The organism is Parafannyhessea umbonata, assembly GCF_012844235.1.
Lineage (GTDB): Bacteria > Actinomycetota > Coriobacteriia > Coriobacteriales > Atopobiaceae > Parafannyhessea.
On sequence record NZ_JABAGR010000008.1, the window covers coordinates 107,851 to 125,409 of the forward strand.

A 17,559-nucleotide genomic window follows, 5' to 3' on the forward strand; every position below is an offset into this window, starting at 1 on the left:
CCAGCCGGTCGTCGCGCGCTAGACCCCCGGCGCGTTTCGCATGGGCTCCCACAGGCCAAGGACCATCTCCTCAAGCTCCATCGTCACCGAGGCGGGGAGGATCTTCGTGATCACGTGGGCCGCCTTCATGTCGAGGGAGGGTATGCACAGCGCGCGCCCGAGCACGGCTGCGCGCAGCGCCCGGCGGACCACCTTGTCGACGGGGCTGAAGCCTATGCGGCACATCTTGCGCGCGACCTCACTGTCGTTCGGCTTGTCCAGGAAGCCGGTCCGCATGAACTTGGGGCACAGTGCCGTTATGTGGATGCCGGAACCCGAAAGCTCGTGGTCGACGGTGCGCGAGAAGTCGAGCACGAACGACTTCGTCGCGGAGTACACGGAGAGCCTGGGCTGGGGGATGACGCCGGCGATGGACGCGAGGTTGATGATGCGCGAGCCCGCGGCCATGTGGGGGAGCGCGAGGTAGCACATCTCCACCACGGCCAGACAGTTGAGCCGGACCATGTCCGCCGTGTCCTTCTCGCCAATGGCGGAAAAGTCCCCGAACTTGCCGAAGCCCGCGCTGTTGACGAGCCACTGCACGCGCGGCTCCTCGCGGGAAAGCTCCCGCGACACCTCCTCGAACGCGGCGGGGTCCGTGAGGTCGAGCGCAAGCACGCGCGTGGGCGTGTGGCACGCAGAGGCGACGTCCTCAAGGACGGCCTTGCGGCGCGCGATGAGCCAGAGCTCGTCAAGGGGGCCGCCCGCGCCCGCATCCAGCTGGCGCACGAACTCGCGGCCCACTCCCGACGACGCGCCCGTCACGATGGCGATGCTTTTCATCTGTCTGCTCCTAAGATTTGGCCCTGAGCCTTGAAAAACCCGGGGGTTCGGCTAATATCGAAAACAGTCTGAGGTACTCTGCCTCGACTGCATACTACGACGGTATACGAAGATAAGACGAAGCAGGCCGTTGTCTCCGCCAATGGACGCATGGGGTGGCGAAAGCCGCCGGCGTCGCTGGCAGCTCTTCGATTCCGCGTGTGATGCATCGGGCACGGCGCGGGAGGTGCAGGGATGAACAAGGCAAGAAGGAACCCGGCGGTGGTTGCGGGGCTTCTTGGCGCATGGGGCGCCGTCGTCCCGCAGACGGCCCACGCGGCGACCCTGGCCGACCTCGGCCGCGACGTCGCGGGCAACCCCGTCGCAACCTTCGCCCTGGGCGTCGCTTGCGGCGCGGCCGCGACGAGCGTCGTGGCGCTTCTCGCCCGGGCGCATTCGCGCGGGGAAGACGCGGAGAAGGACGAGCAGGCGGAGGAGCCGACCGCCGTCCTGGGCGCGAGGGGCGCCGTCGCCGCGGACGCCGCGGTCGCGACCAAGGCCCCAGCTGCCCCCGCCGCGCAGGCGGATTCCCGCAAGACGGCCCAGCCGGCCGAGCCGGCGCCCCGCAGCTACGCCGCCCCGAAGGCTTCGGCCGACGCCGGCCACTTCGTGGGCGTCATGCCCGTCACGGGCGCGTACTCCGTGGACGAGACGATCGCGCGCCCCGTGAACGCGGCCATCGCCGCGCGTGTGCCCGCCGTGGACGAGGAGTCCGCGAACGAGAACGACTACGTGAACGTCGCGGAGCGCTACGTGAAGCACGAGACGCTTAGCGCCCGCATGGCCGCCCGGGCCCGCGGCGTGGCGAGCGTCCTGCACGACCGCCTTGGGGGCGACAAGTTCGAGGGGCTGCCCATCATCGAGCGCGCGGACGGATCCGTGGGCGACGTGGGCACGAGCTGGTGGAACGAGCGCCTGGGCGAGTCCGTGCGCCTGGTGGGAGGGCACGACCAGCTTGACCTTGCGCCGAGCGTGAACCAGACGGCGGAGTCGCTCGAGATCCCGGCGTGGATGGACCCGGCGCCGCGCCGCGCCGTCGCGACCCAGGCGGAAGCCGCGCAGGGCGAGGGCGCTGATGGCCGGAAGCTCACGCCCGCCATGGAGTTCGCACGCTCCCGCGCCGCGCGCATTGCGCGGAGCGTCCCGGAGGTGTACCAGGGCAAGTATCCCGAGCGCCGCGACGCGGACGAGCTGGACCAGGGCGACCTGTGGGAGACCGCGCTCGAGGCGATGGACGAGAACATCGACCGCGGACCGCGCGTCCCGGCCTTCAACGACGTGGTGGGCAGCGCCGACACGATCGATGACCCGACCGGCCTCGAGGACCCGACGAAGTTCATCCCGTTCCGCACTCCTGCGGGGCATCCCGAGGTGGTGGACACCGAGTCCTACATCGACTACCTGATAGACGACGAGTTCTCGCGCAACAAGAGCCAGGCGGCCCGCCGCTCCTCGCGCGAGTACCTCCACGTCATCCAGGGCGGCAGCCAGAGCATGAAGTCCACGGCGAAGCTGCACCGCACGCGCCAGCGCGGCTCGCAGGCGGCGTACAAGCCCCGTCACATGGCGAGCATGGCAAGGGAGGCCTAGCGGGTGGCCGGCGGCAGGTCCGCGCACGCGCCGCGCGCCGCGGCCGCGTGGCTCGTGGTCGTTGTGCTGTGGCTCGCGTTCGTGTGGGGGCACTCGCTCGTGCCCGGTCCCGCGTCGACGGGGGAGAGCAACGTGGTGATGCATGTGCTGCGCCCCGCGTTCGAGGCGGCGGGCGTCACCGATACGCACCAGATGACGCACGTCATACGCAAGTGCGCGCACTTCCTGGAGTATGCGATGCTCGGGCTGCTGTGCTCCGGCCTGCGCACGGCGGCGCAAGGCGGCTTCATGCGAGCGTCCTACGGCGTGGACGCGGCCGCGATGCGCCTCGTGAAGCTCGGCACGATCGCGTGCTGCCTCGCGCCCGTGGCGGACGAGACGATCCAGATGTTCACGCCGGGCAGGTCGAGCCTGCTCACGGACGTGCTGCTCGACCTTGCGGGCGTGCTGTTCGGCACGCTCGTCATGCTGGTGGCGCGGCGCCTGGGGCGGCGCCGGGGCTAGCGACAAGATGGCTGTTGTCGGGGGGACGCGGGGACGACCGCGTCCCCCCGCTTTTCTCGCCGCGTTATCGTGCACATGTTTCCAAACTGCTTCAAATGTTGCAGACACGATAACCATCGGCATCTTTCGGTGACTCAGAGCACCTAAAGGCTTAAGTTTGGTTCAAGCTAAAAGATGCCGACAGGCACCCTTAGTAAAGATGGAGGTAATAAAATGGCAAACAACATCTCGAGGCGCGACCTCTTCAAGGCGAGCGGTGCCACCGCCCTGGGCCTTGGGGTAGCCTCGCTCATTTCCGCCTGTGGCTCCGGTTCCGGCTCTGACGCCGCCATCTCTGGCAAGACCCTGAAGGTCGGCCTCATGGGCCCGTATTCCGGCGACGTCGCCCAGTACGGCCTCGCCGTCCGCAACGGTGCGAAGCTCTACGTGAAGCAGTTCAACAAGAAGGGCGGCACCAAGTCCGGCAAGAAGATCTCCCTCGTCGTCCAGGACGAGAAGGGCGATGCCACCGAGGCCGTGAACGTGTACCAGAAGATGGTCGAGGACAACGTGGTCGGCATCATCGGCGATGTCACCTCCACGCCGTCCATCGCCGTCGCGCAGGAGTCCGTGAACGACAACATGCCGCTGGTGACCGCCTCCGCGACCGCGGCCGACTTCATCAAGTACGGCAAGAACGCGTTCCGCGCCTGCTACACCGACCCCTACCAGGGCAAGCTGATGGCCGACTTCGCCAAGAAGCAGGGCTACAAGACCGTCTGCACCATCTACAACTCCGGCGGAGACTACGAGAAGGGCGTCAACGACGCGTTCGTCAAGGAGGCCAAGAAGAAGGGCCTCGCCGTCGCCACGCAGGAGAGCTACTCCCAGGGTGACGTCGACTTCAAGGCGCAGCTCGCGAACATCATCGCGAAGAAGCCGGACGCCGTCCTCTCCCCGAACTACTACCAGGACGACGGCAAGATCGTCACCCAGGCGCGCGAGCTCGGCTACAAGGGCGTCTTCCTGGGCGCCGACGGCTGGGCGAACATCGTCGGCGGCGACGAGGACTACGCCTCCGGCAAGGACCTCGAGGGCTGCTTCTATGACACCTCGTTCGTCTCCGCCAACGATGACGAGCGCGTCCAGCAGTTCATCAAGGACTACAAGGCCGAGTACAAGAGCGACCCGACGAACTTCTGCGCACTGGGTTACGACGCCGCGAAGATCCTGCTCACTGCCGTCGACAAGGTCGACAAGGCGGGTGCCAAGGACTACGAGGACTTCAAGCAGAAGGTCATCGACACCATCGCCAAGGACAAGATCGAGGGCGTTACCGGCACGATCAAGTTCGCCGGCACCGGCGACCCCGTGAAGTCGACGCTGATCATCGGCTTCAAGGATGGCAAGGAGTACATCGAGACCACCATGTAAGGACATGGTCTCTTAGGTAGTCGCTTTGGAGGCGCCGGGGGAACTCTCTCGGCGCCTTTGGGGTACAGGGGGCACGCGCGAGAGCCCCTCCGGGCCCCGATTAAGTATCAGAACCAACTAGCTGGTAAACGAGAGGAAGTGTTTGCCGTGACGTTTTTGACGCAGTTGCTGAACGGATTGCAGCTCGGCAGCATCTATGCGCTCGTCGCCCTGGGCTACACGATGGTGTATGGCATCATCCTGCTCCTTAACTTTGCCCACGGCGACATCATCATGGTCGGCGCGTACATTTCTTGGATTGTCATGGCGAAGCTGGGGATGAACCCCGCCATCGCCGTGATCCTTTCGGTCGCGGGCTGCACGCTGCTCGGCGTCCTCATCGACAAGGTCGCGTACGCACCGCTGCGCAACGCCCCGCGCCTTTCCATCCTGATCACGGCCATCGGCGTCTCGTACTTCCTGGAGAACGGCGCGCAGCTCGTCTTCGGTGCGGATGCCAAGGTCGTGCCGCCGTACATCGGCGTCTCAAACATCAAGGTCGCGGGCATGAGCCTCTCGCTCAACGCCATCCTCACGATCGTCGTGACGGCCATCTCGACGGCGGTCCTCACGTTCCTCGTCCAGAAGACGAAGCTCGGCAAGGCCATGCGCGCGGTGTCCGAGGACATGGGCGCCGCAAGGCTCATGGGCATCAACGTCAACACCACGATCTCCTTCACGTTCGCACTCGGCTCCGCGCTCGCCGGCATCGGTGCCGTCCTGTACAGCATGGCCTACTCCCAGGCGACACCGACCATGGGCATCATGCTCGGCACGAAGGCGTTCGTCGCGGCCGTCCTCGGTGGCATCGGGTCGATTCCGGGCGCCGTCATCGGCGGCCTGCTCGTCGGCTTCGCAGAGGTGTTCGTCTCCGCGCTGGGTCTCTCCGTGTGGAAGGACGCCGTCGTGTTCCTGCTCCTTATCATCGTGCTGATCGTGAAGCCCACCGGCATCCTCGGCCGCACGATGAGCGAGAAAGTGTAAGGAGGTCGTCGTGGAAGAACTCAAGAACGAGGAGAAGCCCATCATCACCGCTGGCGCTCCGAAGGGCTCTCGTCCTCGCAAGACCATATCCGTCGGAAAGCGCTACATCATCAACACCGTGCTCGTCGTCCTGTTCCTCGCGATCGGCGACATGATGGTGGGGCAGGGCATCATCACCCGCTACCAGACGTCCGTGCTCGAGCAGGTGGGCATCTACATCATCATGGCGGTGTCGCTCAACATCGCGACGGGGTACCTCGGCCAGCTGCCGCTCGGCCACGCCGGCTTCATGTCGGTCGGCGGCTACTCGTGCGCCATCTTCATCATGCGCATGATGCCCGCCTTCGGCGTCACGATGCGCGACTTCGTGCTCGGCACCCCCGCCGCGTCGCTCCTGTTCGTCATCGGCCTCGTGTTCGGTGGCATCTGCGCCGCCATCTGCGGCGTCATCATCGGCATCCCGGCGCTGCGCCTGAAGGGCGACTACCTCGCCATCATCACGCTCGGCTTCGCAGAGATCATTCGCGTCGTCATGCTCAACATCGACGGCGTCGTCGGCTTCGAGCTCACGGGCGGCGCGAAGGGACTCACGGGCATACCCTCGTACACGAACTTCCTCAACACGTTCGTCGTCGTGGTCATCTCGCTCTTCCTCATCCACACCATGATGAAGTCCCGTCACGGCCGCGCCATCCTCTCCATCCGCGACAACGAGATCGCGGCCGAGGCCTCCGGCGTGAACACCACGTACTACAAGACGCTCGCGTTCGTCGTCTCGGCGTTCTTTGCAGGCATCGGCGGAGGCCTGTACGCCGGCTGCATCGGCGTCATGGCTCCCGCGAAGTTCGGCTTCATGAAGTCGATCGAGATCCTGGTCATGGTCGTCCTCGGCGGCATGGGCTCCATGCTCGGCTCAGTCCTGTCCGCGACCTTCCTTACGATCCTGCCCGAGGCGCTGCGCGCGTTCGCCGACTACCGCATGGTCGTCTACGCCGTCGTGCTGATCCTCGTCATGATCTTCCGTCCGCAGGGCCTGCTCGGAACGTACGACTTCTCGCTCGGCAACGTCCTCGAGAAGATCGCCAACCGCGAGTTCCCCTGGAAGAAGAGCGCGTCCGCAGAGGAGGTCGAGTAGCCTTGACCAGCGAAGAGAAGAAGCGCCGCTCCGTCCTGGTGCAGATGGAGAGCCCAAACCTCATCCCCGAGCGCGACCTCGGCAAGATCCCCGTCCTCGAGGCGAAGCACCTCGGCATCGACTTCGGCGGACTCACGGCCGTCGACGACTTCAACATCGCCATGGGCCGCACGGAGATCTCCGGCCTCATCGGCCCCAACGGTGCCGGCAAGACCACGATCTTCAACCTGCTCACGAACGTGTACAAGCCCACGCGCGGCACCATCCTCGTCGACGGCTATGACACCGCCGGCATGAGCATGGTCCAGGTCAACAAGCTCGGCGTCGCCCGCACGTTCCAGAACATCCGCCTGTTCAACCAGATGACCGTCGCGGAGAACATCCTCGTCGGCTTCGGCAACTCCATGAGCACGCACCTCCTGACCGACGTGCTCCGCCTTCCGAAGCACTGGTCGCAGGAGAGGGAGTTCCGTGACAAGGCGATGGACCTCCTCGGCATCTTCGACATGCAGAAGTTCGCGGACACCCAGGCCGGCAACCTCCCGTACGGCGCACAGCGCCGACTCGAGATCCTACGCGCCCTCGCGACGCAGCCGAAGGTCCTGCTCTTGGACGAGCCGGCCGCGGGCATGAACCCGAACGAGACCGAAGAGCTGATGGAGAACATCCTGAAGATCCGCGACGAGTTCCAGATCGCGATCCTGCTCATCGAGCACGACATGTCCCTCGTCATGGGCGTGTGCGAGGTCGTCGGCGTCCTCAACTACGGCAAGATCATCGCAAAGGGCACGCCCGAGGAGATCCAGCAGGACCCGAAGGTCATCGAGGCCTATCTCGGCAAGCAGGGGGTGAAGTAATGGCGCTTCTTTCCGTCAAGGACCTGCACGTATCGTATGGCGCCATCAAGGCGGTGCAGGGAATCTCGTTCGAAATCAACCAGGGCGAGATCGTCACCCTCATCGGCGCGAACGGCGCCGGCAAGTCCACCACGCTCAACACGATCGCGGGCATCATCAAGCCGGACGACGGCTCCATCGAGTTCAAGGGCGAGAGCCTCGTGGGCGTGAAAGCCCACAAGATCGTCGAGAAGGGCCTCGCCCTCTGCCCGGAGGGACGCCGCGTGTTCGCGCAGATGACCGTGGCCGAGAACCTCGAGATGGGCGGCTACACCCGCTCTGACGCGGAGAACTCGGAGACGCTCGAGATCGTGTACGAGCGCTTCCCGCGCCTGAAGGAGCGCATGAACCAGACAGCAGGCACGCTGTCCGGCGGCGAGCAGCAGATGCTCGCCATGGGCCGCGCCCTCATGAGCAAGCCCGAGCTCCTCATGCTGGACGAGCCGTCCATGGGCCTCGCACCCATCCTCGTCGAGGAGATCTTCGACATCATCCGCGCCCTGAACGAGCAGGGCACGACCATCCTTCTGGTCGAGCAGAACGCCTCCATGGCGCTGTCCATCGCGGACAGGGGCTACGTGCTCGAGGTCGGCCACATCAGCAAGACCGGCACCGGCGCGGACCTGCTGCACGACGACGACGTCCGCAAGGCCTACCTCGGAGGCTAGGCTCGCGCGTCGCACGAAGGCACGCCGCCACGCAGGCTAGCGAGACAAGAGAACGGGCGCCCCTTATGGGACGCCCGTTCTTCTCGTATTACGGCACTTTTGATACCCCACGCGGCCCGGCGCACACAACGAGGCGGCACGCCCCGGCGCTACAGCACCTCGACCGAGGTGCCACGCGAGTTCGCGGCAAGCACGCGCACCCAGAGGCCGTCCACGTGGTTCTCGACCATGTTCGAGACGGACGCAGCGACGCGCTCCGCGGCGTCGCGCCCGTCCGTGATGGCGAGCATGGTGGAGCCGGAGCCGGAGATGAGGAAGGCGGCGGCGCCGGCCGCGAGCGCGGTGCGGCGGATGGGCTCGTAGTCCGGGATGAGGGTCGCGCGGTACGGCTCGTGGAGGCGGTCCTTCGCCGCGGCGGAGAGGAGCTCCGCGTCGCCGCGCCTGAGGGCGTCCACGACCGCGACGCAGTGTCCCATCTGCCACACGGCGGTCTGGACGGAGACCTCCCTCGGCATGACCTTGCGCGCCTCCGCCGTGCGGACCTCGTACGGGGGCGCGATGGCCACGAACGTGAGGTTGGGCGCGATGTCGAAGCGCAGGGAGCGCGTGCGGCCCTCGTCCACGAACGAGCTCACGAGCCCGCCCATGAGCGCCGGGGCCACGTTGTCAGGGTGCCCCTCGATCCTGGTGGCGAAGTCGAGCGCGGCGTCCGCGTCGATGCCGCCCGCGTGGAGCACCTGCGCCGCGACGACGCCCGCGACGACGCAGGTGGAGCTGGACCCGAGGCCGCCCGAGAGCGGCACGGGCGAGTCGATGGTGATGTGCAGCGCGTGAGGGCGCTGGTACAGCTCGCGGCAGGTGTCGAGGTAGCTCGTCCACACGAGGTTGTCCTCGCCGCGGAAGCGCTCCTGGCAGCCGTCGATCAGGAGACGGTCCGACACCTCGAACGTGAAGCTCGCCGTGAGGTCGAGCGCGAGCCCGAGGCAGTCGTAGCCCACGCCCACGTTCGCGGACGTCGCGGGCACGAGCACGCGGAACCTGCGCGGCGCCTCGTTACCCTTGGCCGCGCGGTCCTTGGTCTGGTCAGTCATGAGTTGAGCCCCCAAAGCGTCGATGCGTGCGGACGTTAGGCGAAGATGCGGTGGCAGGACCCCTCGACGAACGCCGTCATGGCGCCCATGTCGCACACGTCGGTGTGCAGGACGGGGGCGTTCCTGAGGCCGGAGAGCTGCGCCGGCGCCGCGACGCCCGTGAGGCGCTGCAGCTCGTCCATGCACGCGAAGCCGTCGAGGCCGCTCACGTCCGTGCCGAGCGCCGCGAGGACGTCCGCGGAGAACTTGTACGGGCTCGCGGTGGACAGGCACACGCGCTGGCGGCCATCGGGGGCGAACCTGCCCAGCACGTGACGCGCGACGGCGGTGTGGGTGTCGATGAGGACGTGGTCCTTCTCCCACGTGTCGCGGATGGTCTGGCGGGTCTCGTCGTCCGTCGCGAAGCCGCAGTCGAACGTCTGGCGGAGCTTTGCGAGAAGGTCCTTGGATATGGTGTAGCAGCCCTTTTGGGCGAGATCGGCCATGTAGCCCGCGACCATCTGGCAGTCGCCGTCCGTGAGGTAGTACAGCATGCGCTCGAGGTTGGACGACACGAGGATGTCCATGGAGGGCGAGATGGTCTTGACGAAGTCGCGACGGCGGTCGTACGTGCCGGTGGTGAGGAAGTCCGTCAGGACCTTGTTGCTGTTGGACGCGACGATGAGCTTGCCGACGGGAAGCCCGAGGAGCTTTGCGTAGTAGCCGGCGAGCACGTCGCCGAAGTTGCCGGTGGGCACGCAGAAGTCGACCTCGTCGCCGATCACGATGGCGCCGGTCTGCACGAGCTGGGCGTACGCGGAGAAGTAGTACGTGACCTGCGGGACGAGGCGGCCGACGTTGATGGAGTTCGCGCTCGAGAGCATCACGTTCTGCGCGGCGAGGCGCACCGCGAGCTCCCTGTCCGCGAAGATGCGCTTCACCTGGGTCTGGGCGTCGTCGAACGTGCCCCTGATGCCGCAGACCGCGACGTTGTCGCCGGTCTGGGTGACCATCTGCAGGTGCTGGACGTCGGAGACCTTGCCGTCGGGATAGAAGACCGTGACGCCCGTGCCCGGCACGCCCGCGAAGCCGGCGAGGGCCGCCTTGCCGGTGTCGCCCGACGTGGCGGTGACGATCATGACGTTGCGTCCCTCTCCCTTGCGCGCGACGGACATGAGGCGCGGCAGCATCTGCAGCGCGACGTCCTTGAACGCGCAGGTGGGACCGTGGTAGAGCTCGAGCAGCCAGTCGGTGCCGAGCGGGGAGAGCGGCGTGACGGCCGGCGTGTCGAAGTTGTCGGCGTAGGCGGCTTCCACGCACGAGGCGACCTCCTGCTCCGTGAAGTCCGGCAGCAGGGTGCCGAGCACACGGGACGCGATCTGGTGGTAGCCCTCCTGGCACACGGCCCGAAGGTCCAGCTTGTTGCGGACGGCGTCGTCGCTCACGTAGAGCCCGCCGTCGGGCGCGATTCCCGCGAGGATTGCTTGCTTGCTTGTTACGGCTTCGCTATCGCTGCGCGTGCTGTGATAGAAAGTAGTCATCGTGGCGCTCCTTGCCTCGGATTGGCGGCACTACATAACGTATGATAGCTGCAGCCGGCATCGGGCCGTTCTAACGTCACACAACAGAAAGATTGGATAGCCATGAAGATCGCCGTATTGGGCTATGGCACCGTCGGAAAGGGCGTCGACCGCATCATCTCGGAGCGCGTGAGCGGCGTGGAGGTCTCTCGCATCCTCGAGCTGCCGGACCGCCTGACCGACCCGCGCATGACGTCTGACTATGCAGAGATCGTGGAAGACGACGACATAGAGGTCGTCGTGGAGTGCATGGGCGGCCTCGAGCCCGCCCACACGTTCATCCTGGACGCGCTCGCGAAGGGCAAGAGCGTCGTCACGTCCAACAAGGCCGTGGTCGCCGCCTACTTCGACGAGTTCGTTCGACAGGCGAACGCGACGGACGCAAGCCTGCTCATCGAGGCGTCCGTGGGCGGCGGCATCCCCTGGATCGCCTCGATCGAGAAGGTGCGCCGCATCGACGAGGTCACGTCCTTCTCGGGCATCATGAACGGCACGACGAACTTCATCGTGGACGCCATGGTGAAGGAGGGTGCGGACTTCGACCAGGTCCTGGCGGAGGCGCAGGCCCTGGGCTACGCCGAGCGCGACCCGTCCGCGGACGTCGACGGCGTGGACGTCCGCAACAAGACCATCATCACTGTGGGCGTCGCGTTCGACACCGCGTGCGAGAAGGACATACCCACTACGGGCATCAGGACGCTCACCAAGGGCGACCTCGACGCGCTCCGCGCGATGGGCAGGGGAGTGAAGCTGCTGGGCCGCGGCGTGCAGCGCGAGGGCGGCTATGCGGCCGCCGTCGAGCCCGTCGCCGTGCCCATCGAGTCGCTCGAGGCGAACGTGCCCTCCAACTTCAACCTCATCTCGCTGGACGCCACCACCGTCGGGCCGCTCAAGTTCTACGGTCAGGGCGCCGGCATGCTGCCCACGGGCAACGCCATGGTGCAGGACGTGCTGGACTTCGCGGCCGGACGCCGCCCGCGCTACGACTTCTCGCGCGGGCTCGCGTGGCGCCCGGAGCTCCTCACGTCCGACTACGTGTTCCGGACGAGGGCGGAGCTAGACGGCGCGGAGCCGTTTGGCGAGGGCATGGTGGTCGTGCGCGGACTTTCCGCGGTGAAGGCGCGCGAGGTCTTCGAGTACGCAACGAGCGTGGACGCGACCAGCTTCATGGCGGCGCTCCCGCAGGAGGGCTAGCACATGATCAAGGTATCCAAGTTCGGCGGCTCCAGCGTCGCCGAGGCGAGCCAGTTCAAGAAGGTCAAGTCCATCGTGAAGGCGGACCCGGACCGCAGGTTCATCGTCGTGTCCGCCGCGGGCAAGCGCTTCAGCGGCGACAACAAGCTCACGGACCTGCTCCTTCTGGTGAACGCCCACATCGAGTACCACGTGGACTGCACGTCGCTTCTGAAGACCATCGAGCAGCGCTTCGTGGACATCAGGGACGAGCTCGGGCTGAAGTACCCCATAGAGGAGAAGTTCGAGGAGTTCTCCTCCGTCGTCTCCAGCCTGTCGCCGGAGTACATCGTGTCGAGGGGCGAGTGGTTCACCGGTCAGCTCATGGCCGAGTACCTGGGCATCCCGTTCGTGGACGCCGCCGACGTGATCGTGTTCCACCACGACGGCACCGTCGACATGGAGCGCACGGCCACCCGCGTGAAGGACGCCGCGGCGCGCCTGGGCGGGTTCCTGCTGCCCGGCTTCTACGGGTCAACGGTCGACGGTACGCTGAAGCTCTTCCAGCGCGGCGGCGGCGACATCACCGGCGCGATCCTGGCGCGCTGCCTCGACGCCGGCGTGTACGAGAACTGGACGGACGTCTCGGGCTTCCTCGCGGCCGACCCCCGCATCGTGGACAACCCCCGCTCCATCCACCGCATCACGTTCGACGAGATGCGCGAGCTCTCGTACATGGGCGCCTCCGTCCTGCAGGAGGAGGCCATCTTCCCCGTGCGCGAGGTCGGCATCCCCATCCAGATCAAGAACACGAACGACCCGTCCGCCCAGGGCACCGTCATCCGCGAGACGGCGACGGAGCACGAGCGCGAGCACCTCATCACGGGCATCGCGGGCAAGAAGGACTTCATGGCGATCCACGTCCAGAAGGCCCACATGTCCAACTCCGTGGGCTTCGTGCGCCGCGCGCTCTCCGTGTTCGAGCGCTACGGCGTCTCCGTCGAGCACATCCCCACGGGCGTCGACTCCTTCGGCATCGTCGTGAACGGCGCGGACGTGAAGGACACGATCTACTCGATCGTGAACGACCTCCGCCAGGAGCTGAAGCCGGACAGCATCAACGTGATCGACAGCCTGGCGCTCATCTCCGTCGTCGGCCGCAACATGAGCCGTCGCGCCGGCACGTCCGGCCGCATCTTCGGCGTGCTGGGCGAGGCGGGCATCAACATCCGCATGATCACCCAGAGCTCGCAGGAGATCTCGATCATCCTCGGCGTCAACAACTCCGACTTCGCCCGCGCCATCAAGGTGATCTACGACAACTTCGTGGAGTCGGAGTACGTGAGCCTGGACGAGAAGAACTAGACACCACGGGCTGGGACTCGCACGTGGTCCCGAGCCCGGCACCTGCGTTTCTCGCCGTGCGAGAACAGTGAGGAGATTTTCATGGCAGACAAGAAGGTCGTCGCGATCCTGGGGGCAACCGGCGTCGTCGGCACCCAGATGATCCAGTGCCTGGAGGAGAGGGACTTTCCCGTGGAGCGGCTCGTGCCGCTTGCGAGCGCCCGCTCCGCCGGCAAGACCGTGAGGTTCAACGGCGAGGACGTGACCGTGCTCGAGGCGACGCCGGACGCGTTCGACGGCGTCGACATCGTGCTGGGCGCCGCGGGCGACGCCCAGGCGAAGGAGCTCCTGCCCGAGGCCGCGGCGCGCGGCGCCGTGTGCGTGGACAACTCCCACGCGTTCAGGCTGGACGCGGACGTGCCCCTGGTCATCCCGGAGATCAACCCCGAGGACATCGCGAACCACCCCAGGAACATCATCGCGAACCCCAACTGCGCCACGATCATAGGCCTCGTCCCCACGTGGCCGCTTGCGCAGAGGGCCGGCCTCACGAGGCTCATCGTGAGCACGTACCAGGCCGCCTCCGGCGCCGGCATGCCCGGCCTTAGGGAGCTGGAGCGCGAGAGCCGCGTGCTGGCCGAGGGCGGCGAGGTGGGCGACACCGCGCCGTTCGCCTACCAGCTCGCGTTCAACCTCATCCCGCAGATCGGCGGCTTCAAGGAGGAGGCGTACACCTCCGAGGAGCTGAAGATGCAGAACGAGGGCCGCAAGATCATGCACATGCCCGAGCTCCGCGTCAACTGCACCTGCGTGCGCGTGCCGGTCATGCGCTCGCACTCCGAGTCCATCACCGTCGAGTTCGAGCGTCCCATCACGCCGGACGAGGCGCGCGAGGTGCTTGCCGCGGCGCCCGGCGTCAAGGTGGTGGACGACCCCGCGAACCTGCGCTACCCCATGCCGCTCGACACGTCCGACCAGGACCTGGTGTACGTGGGCCGCATCCGCCGCGACCTTTCCGCACCGGACGGCGTGAACGCGCTCACGTTCTTCTGCTGCGGCGACCAGATCCGCAAGGGCGCGGCCACCAACGCGGTGCAGATCGCGGAGCGCCTGCTGTAGCGTGGCGCACCGTGGCGCGGGCGTCCGCGGCGTCCGCGCAAGGCTTGCAAGAATAGGGGGCGCCATCTGGCGCCATGACAAAGAGGGGACGGGTCGAGCGGCCCGTCCCCTCTGCATGTGCGTACGTGGAAAAGGCGATGGGGGGGCGAGAAGGGCACCCGCTCGCGGCGGAGGCCGCCCTTCTCGCGCGCCCTAGTCCTCCGCGTTGGCGAGGAACTTCTTGGTGCGCTCGTCCGTGGGGTGCACCAGGACCTCGTCCGGAGTGCCCTCCTCCACGATCTGCCCGTCGAACAGAAACGCGATGCGGTCGGACACCTCGCGCGCGAAGCCCATCTCGTGCGTGACGATGCCCACGGCCATGCCGTCTGTCGCGAGCCTGCGGATGAGGCGGTGCATGTCCTGCGTCAGCTTGGGGTCGAGGGCGGAGGTCGCCTCGTCGAAGAAGATGACCTGCGGGTTCATGCAGAGCGCGCGGGCGATGGCGACGCGCTGCTGCTGGCCGCCGGAAAGCTGGTCGGGCACCTTGTCCGCGTGGTCCGCGATGTCGAGCTGCTCCAGGAGCGCGCGGGCCTGCTCCTCCACCTCCTTGGGGTCGCGCTTCTGCACGACGATGGGGGCGTCCATCACGTTCTTGAGCACCGTGTAGTGCGGGAAGAGGTTGTAGTTCTGGAACACGATGCCAAAGCGCATGCGCGCCTGGCGCATGGCCGCCTTATCGTAGGTGGTCTTCTCGCTTCCGGGCTCGTTCGCGCAGACGCGGACGTTGCCGTAGGCGAGCTCGCCCGAGTCGAACGTGTCGAGAAGGGCGAGGCAGCGCAGCATCGTGGACTTGCCGGCGCCGGACGGTCCTATGAGCGAGACGACCTCGCCGTGGCCGATCTGGAGGCTGACGTCGCGGAGGACCACCTTGTCGCCAAAGGACTTGCGCGCGTCCTTCACGTAGACGGCGGGAAGGCCGAGCGCGGACGTGAGGCTGATATCGGGGCGCGGCATCTCGCGCAGCTTGGGTTTAGTCATGGTAGTAGTCCATCCTCTTCTCGATCCTGCGCATGATGAATTCGATTACCAGGCACGTGACCCAGTAGATGGCGGCCGCTATGGCGAACGGGACCATGCTGCGCTGCGACGCGACGAGCGCGCGGCTGGTGGTGAACATCTCCGCGACGCCAATGGAGAACGCGAGTGAGGTGTCCTTCACCAGGGTGACGACCTCGTTGCCCATCGCGGGAAGAATCCTCTTGAACACCTGCGGAAGGATGATCCTGAAGAACGTCTGGCCCTTGGAGTAGCCAAGGACCTGAGCCGCCTCGTACTGGCCGCGCGGCATGCTCTGGATGCCGGAGCGGTAGATCTCTGCGAAGTAGGCCGCGTAGTTCACGATGAACGCGATCATGACGGCCACGAACATGTAGTCCGGCCCCGTCTGCTGCCCGAAGAGGTAGTAGGGGATGAAGAACACGGCGAACATCTGCAGCATGAGCGGGGTGCCGCGCATGAGCGAGATGTAGAGGCCCACGAGCCACGAGAGTGGCCTGAACCGGGAGAGCCTGCCGAGCGCCACGACGACGCCCAGGGGGATGGCCCCCACGAGCGTGATGGCGAATATCTGGAGCGACACGACGTAGCCGTCCAGGAGCATGCTGGTCATGGTCGAGATATCCAAGTTGCTTACCGCCTTGTGATAGCTGGTTTGCATGGCGAACACTATGGTATGCCAGGAGGGGACGCACGTCCCAGATGGCAAAAAGTCGGCGGCCACGGGGGCCGCCGACCGGCAGGTCATCTATGCCGTGGCTAGAGCACCCAGAGGTCGTACGACACGCCCTGGTCCGCGTACTTCTCGCACAGCTCCTTGACCTTGCCCTGCTTGTCGAGCTTCTTGAGGTCCGCCTGGACGGTCTTCGCGAGCTTCTTGCCCTCGTCGGTCTTCGCGAAGCCGACGGCGAAGTGCTCGGAGTTGAGGGCCTCGTCGAGGATGGCGAACTTGTCCTTGCGGTCGCCGATGTTGTACACGGCGACGGGGTAGTCGATGGCGACGGCGTCCACGGAGCCGTTCTCGAGCATCATGAACGCGGTGTTGTAGTTGTCGATGGTCTGGAGCTTCTTGAACGTGCTGCCGAGCTTCTCCTGCGAGCCGCCCTTGGACAGCAGGTCGAGCGCGGCGGAGTCAGCCTGGGTGATGACGTTCTTGCCCGCGAGGTCCGCGAGGGTCTTGATGCTGGAGTCCTTGGGGACCACGATCACCTGGCGGTTCTCCATGTAGGGCTTCGTAAACGCGTAGTCCTTCTCGCGGCCCTCGATGGTGAAGCCGTTCCAGATGCACGTGATCTGGCCGCTGTTGAGCAGGCTGTCCTTGGCGTCCCACGAGATGGGCGTGGGCTTGTACTCCCAGCCCTCCATCTTGCAGACGGCCTTTGCCAGGTCGAGGTCGAAGCCGGTGTACTTGCCGTCGTCGCCGACGTAGCCGTACGGCGGGAACTCCTGGTCGAAGCCGACGACGAGCTTCATCTTCTTCTGCGTCTTGGTGGCGGTGCCGCCGGAGCCGCATCCGGCAAGGCCTGCGAGAGTGGGGGCGGCGAGGGCCGCGGCGGAGAGCTTGAGGAACTGACGACGATCCATGGGATACCTCCGGGCATCGTGGCGTGCGATAACGAGAGCCGCGCATTCACTTTAGCGCGCTACAGTAAGCATAGGCCACGCGGATGGGGGCTTCAAGTTGCGTGCAGTTAAGAGTCTGTTTCGCAACGGGGTGGCGCGTGCGGCCGGGGAGGCGAGGGGGCGGCGCCGTGCCAGAGGGGCGGCATTGTGCCGTACATGGGGCCGCCGCGGGCGAAGGCGCGGGACCTTCTCCACCTTGTCTCCATTTTTGAAGGGCATCCTGAGCCATCTACGTGCGCGTTTGCGGCAAACCGGGTACGGGATAAAGAATTTTCCAAATTCACCCTTGCGCGGACCGCGCAGTTTAGGCATTATTACAAAGCGCGTTGCGAGCGGGACCTGATGGTGGGTGTAGCTCAGTTGGCAGAGCGACGGACCGTGGCTCCGTAGGTCGAGGGTTCGAGCCCCTCTACCCACCCCATTCCAAGCGCAGCGCAGGGACGTCAATGGGTCGTTAGCTCAGTTGGTAGAGCAGGGGACTCTTAATCCCAAGGTCGAGGGTTCGACCCCCTCACGACCCACCAT

At 66.1% G+C, this 17,559-nt stretch carries 16 protein-coding genes and 2 tRNA genes; 12 read left to right on the plus strand and 6 right to left on the minus strand.

Annotated features, from left to right (window positions below; genetic code table 11):
* Positions 1–18 precede the first annotated feature (18 nt).
* The gene (locus HF885_RS08650) at positions 19–822 is read right to left on the minus strand and encodes an SDR family NAD(P)-dependent oxidoreductase (RefSeq protein WP_170104538.1); all 804 of its coding nucleotides are present in this window, start codon (positions 820–822) and stop codon (positions 19–21) included.
* 234 nt (positions 823–1,056) lie between these two features.
* Here HF885_RS08650 and HF885_RS08655 point away from each other — a divergent pair, with 234 nt between their 5' ends.
* From HF885_RS08655 to HF885_RS08685, 7 genes are all read left to right on the plus strand, one after another.
* Positions 1,057–2,451, plus strand: a complete 1,395-nt coding sequence (locus HF885_RS08655) for a hypothetical protein (protein ID WP_170104539.1) — start codon at positions 1,057–1,059, stop codon at positions 2,449–2,451.
* Between the two features lie 3 nt (positions 2,452–2,454).
* The gene (locus tag HF885_RS08660) at positions 2,455–2,955 is read left to right on the plus strand and encodes a VanZ family protein (protein ID WP_170104540.1); all 501 of its coding nucleotides are present in this window, start codon (positions 2,455–2,457) and stop codon (positions 2,953–2,955) included.
* Between the two features lie 213 nt (positions 2,956–3,168).
* Positions 3,169–4,368 (plus strand): ABC transporter substrate-binding protein, encoded by a 1,200-nt coding sequence (locus HF885_RS08665; protein ID WP_170104541.1) that lies wholly within the window; start codon positions 3,169–3,171, stop codon positions 4,366–4,368.
* A gap of 147 nt (positions 4,369–4,515) precedes the next feature.
* Entirely contained in the window at positions 4,516–5,391 is an 876-nt protein-coding gene (locus tag HF885_RS08670; RefSeq protein ID WP_170104542.1) for a branched-chain amino acid ABC transporter permease, read from the plus strand.
* Positions 5,392–5,401: 10 nt separating this feature from the next.
* A complete protein-coding gene (locus HF885_RS08675; RefSeq protein ID WP_419197820.1) occupies positions 5,402–6,526 on the plus strand; it encodes a branched-chain amino acid ABC transporter permease in 1,125 nt (374 codons plus the stop codon).
* A gap of 44 nt (positions 6,527–6,570) precedes the next feature.
* Positions 6,571–7,383, plus strand: coding sequence for an ABC transporter ATP-binding protein (locus tag HF885_RS08680; RefSeq protein ID WP_170104552.1), 813 nt, complete (start codon positions 6,571–6,573; stop codon positions 7,381–7,383).
* Positions 7,383–8,090 (plus strand): ABC transporter ATP-binding protein, encoded by a 708-nt coding sequence (locus HF885_RS08685; protein ID WP_170104543.1) that lies wholly within the window; start codon positions 7,383–7,385, stop codon positions 8,088–8,090. Before HF885_RS08680 ends, HF885_RS08685 begins: the two co-directional genes overlap by 1 nt.
* A gap of 149 nt (positions 8,091–8,239) precedes the next feature.
* Here the strand turns inward: HF885_RS08685 and thrB are convergent, their stop codons facing one another.
* Both thrB and thrC read right to left on the minus strand, forming a co-directional pair.
* Positions 8,240–9,181 carry a homoserine kinase gene (thrB, locus tag HF885_RS08690; protein WP_170104544.1) on the minus strand — a complete coding sequence of 314 codons (942 nt, stop codon included), beginning with the start codon at positions 9,179–9,181 and terminating at the stop codon, positions 8,240–8,242.
* Positions 9,182–9,216: 35 nt separating this feature from the next.
* The gene (gene thrC, locus HF885_RS08695; protein ID WP_170104545.1) at positions 9,217–10,701 is read right to left on the minus strand and encodes a threonine synthase; all 1,485 of its coding nucleotides are present in this window, start codon (positions 10,699–10,701) and stop codon (positions 9,217–9,219) included.
* 102 nt (positions 10,702–10,803) lie between these two features.
* Between thrC and HF885_RS08700 the strand changes: the two genes are divergently transcribed.
* From HF885_RS08700 to HF885_RS08710, 3 genes are all read left to right on the plus strand, one after another.
* Positions 10,804–11,934, plus strand: coding sequence for a homoserine dehydrogenase (locus HF885_RS08700; protein WP_170104546.1), 1,131 nt, complete (start codon positions 10,804–10,806; stop codon positions 11,932–11,934).
* A gap of 3 nt (positions 11,935–11,937) precedes the next feature.
* Complete coding sequence (locus HF885_RS08705) at positions 11,938–13,278, plus strand: aspartate kinase (RefSeq protein WP_154542296.1); 1,341 nt, start codon at positions 11,938–11,940, stop codon at positions 13,276–13,278.
* Between the two features lie 81 nt (positions 13,279–13,359).
* Positions 13,360–14,376 (plus strand): aspartate-semialdehyde dehydrogenase, encoded by a 1,017-nt coding sequence (locus tag HF885_RS08710; protein WP_170104547.1) that lies wholly within the window; start codon positions 13,360–13,362, stop codon positions 14,374–14,376.
* A gap of 192 nt (positions 14,377–14,568) precedes the next feature.
* Here HF885_RS08710 and HF885_RS08715 read toward each other — a convergent pair whose 3' ends face one another.
* The 3 genes from HF885_RS08715 to HF885_RS08725 form a co-directional block, all read right to left on the minus strand.
* Positions 14,569–15,393, minus strand: coding sequence for an amino acid ABC transporter ATP-binding protein (locus HF885_RS08715; RefSeq protein WP_206109873.1), 825 nt, complete (start codon positions 15,391–15,393; stop codon positions 14,569–14,571).
* Positions 15,386–16,024: an amino acid ABC transporter permease gene (locus HF885_RS08720; protein ID WP_206109874.1), complete on the minus strand. Its 639-nt coding sequence runs from the start codon at positions 16,022–16,024 to the stop codon at positions 15,386–15,388. The genes HF885_RS08715 and HF885_RS08720 overlap by 8 nt, the downstream gene beginning before the upstream one ends.
* A 146-nt stretch (positions 16,025–16,170) precedes the next feature.
* The gene (locus HF885_RS08725; RefSeq protein ID WP_170104548.1) at positions 16,171–16,995 is read right to left on the minus strand and encodes a transporter substrate-binding domain-containing protein; all 825 of its coding nucleotides are present in this window, start codon (positions 16,993–16,995) and stop codon (positions 16,171–16,173) included.
* Between the two features lie 384 nt (positions 16,996–17,379).
* Between HF885_RS08725 and HF885_RS08730 the strand changes: the two genes are divergently transcribed.
* Both HF885_RS08730 and HF885_RS08735 read left to right on the plus strand, forming a co-directional pair.
* Positions 17,380–17,455: transfer RNA gene (locus HF885_RS08730), tRNA-His, on the plus strand.
* Between the two features lie 27 nt (positions 17,456–17,482).
* Positions 17,483–17,558, plus strand: a tRNA-Lys gene (locus HF885_RS08735).
* Position 17,559: the final 1 nt, after the last annotated feature.

What these genes read in the sequence shown, in the direction of transcription:
- HF885_RS08665 (WP_170104541.1), top strand. Translation starts at nt 3,169, where the DNA reads ATGGCAAACAACATCTCGAGGCGCGACCTCTTCAAGGCGAGCGGTGCC.
- thrB (WP_170104544.1), bottom strand. Translation starts at nt 9,181, where the DNA reads ATGACTGACCAGACCAAGGACCGCGCGGCCAAGGGTAACGAGGCGCCG.
- HF885_RS08655 (WP_170104539.1), top strand. Translation starts at nt 1,057, where the DNA reads ATGAACAAGGCAAGAAGGAACCCGGCGGTGGTTGCGGGGCTTCTTGGC.
- HF885_RS08685 (WP_170104543.1), top strand. Translation starts at nt 7,383, where the DNA reads ATGGCGCTTCTTTCCGTCAAGGACCTGCACGTATCGTATGGCGCCATC.
- HF885_RS08650 (WP_170104538.1), bottom strand. Translation starts at nt 822, where the DNA reads ATGAAAAGCATCGCCATCGTGACGGGCGCGTCGTCGGGAGTGGGCCGC.
- HF885_RS08705 (WP_154542296.1), top strand. Translation starts at nt 11,938, where the DNA reads ATGATCAAGGTATCCAAGTTCGGCGGCTCCAGCGTCGCCGAGGCGAGC.
- HF885_RS08720 (WP_206109874.1), bottom strand. Translation starts at nt 16,024, where the DNA reads ATGACCAGCATGCTCCTGGACGGCTACGTCGTGTCGCTCCAGATATTC.
- HF885_RS08725 (WP_170104548.1), bottom strand. Translation starts at nt 16,995, where the DNA reads ATGGATCGTCGTCAGTTCCTCAAGCTCTCCGCCGCGGCCCTCGCCGCC.
- HF885_RS08710 (WP_170104547.1), top strand. Translation starts at nt 13,360, where the DNA reads ATGGCAGACAAGAAGGTCGTCGCGATCCTGGGGGCAACCGGCGTCGTC.
- HF885_RS08680 (WP_170104552.1), top strand. Translation starts at nt 6,571, where the DNA reads ATGGAGAGCCCAAACCTCATCCCCGAGCGCGACCTCGGCAAGATCCCC.
- thrC (WP_170104545.1), bottom strand. Translation starts at nt 10,701, where the DNA reads ATGACTACTTTCTATCACAGCACGCGCAGCGATAGCGAAGCCGTAACA.
- HF885_RS08700 (WP_170104546.1), top strand. Translation starts at nt 10,804, where the DNA reads ATGAAGATCGCCGTATTGGGCTATGGCACCGTCGGAAAGGGCGTCGAC.
- HF885_RS08715 (WP_206109873.1), bottom strand. Translation starts at nt 15,393, where the DNA reads ATGACTAAACCCAAGCTGCGCGAGATGCCGCGCCCCGATATCAGCCTC.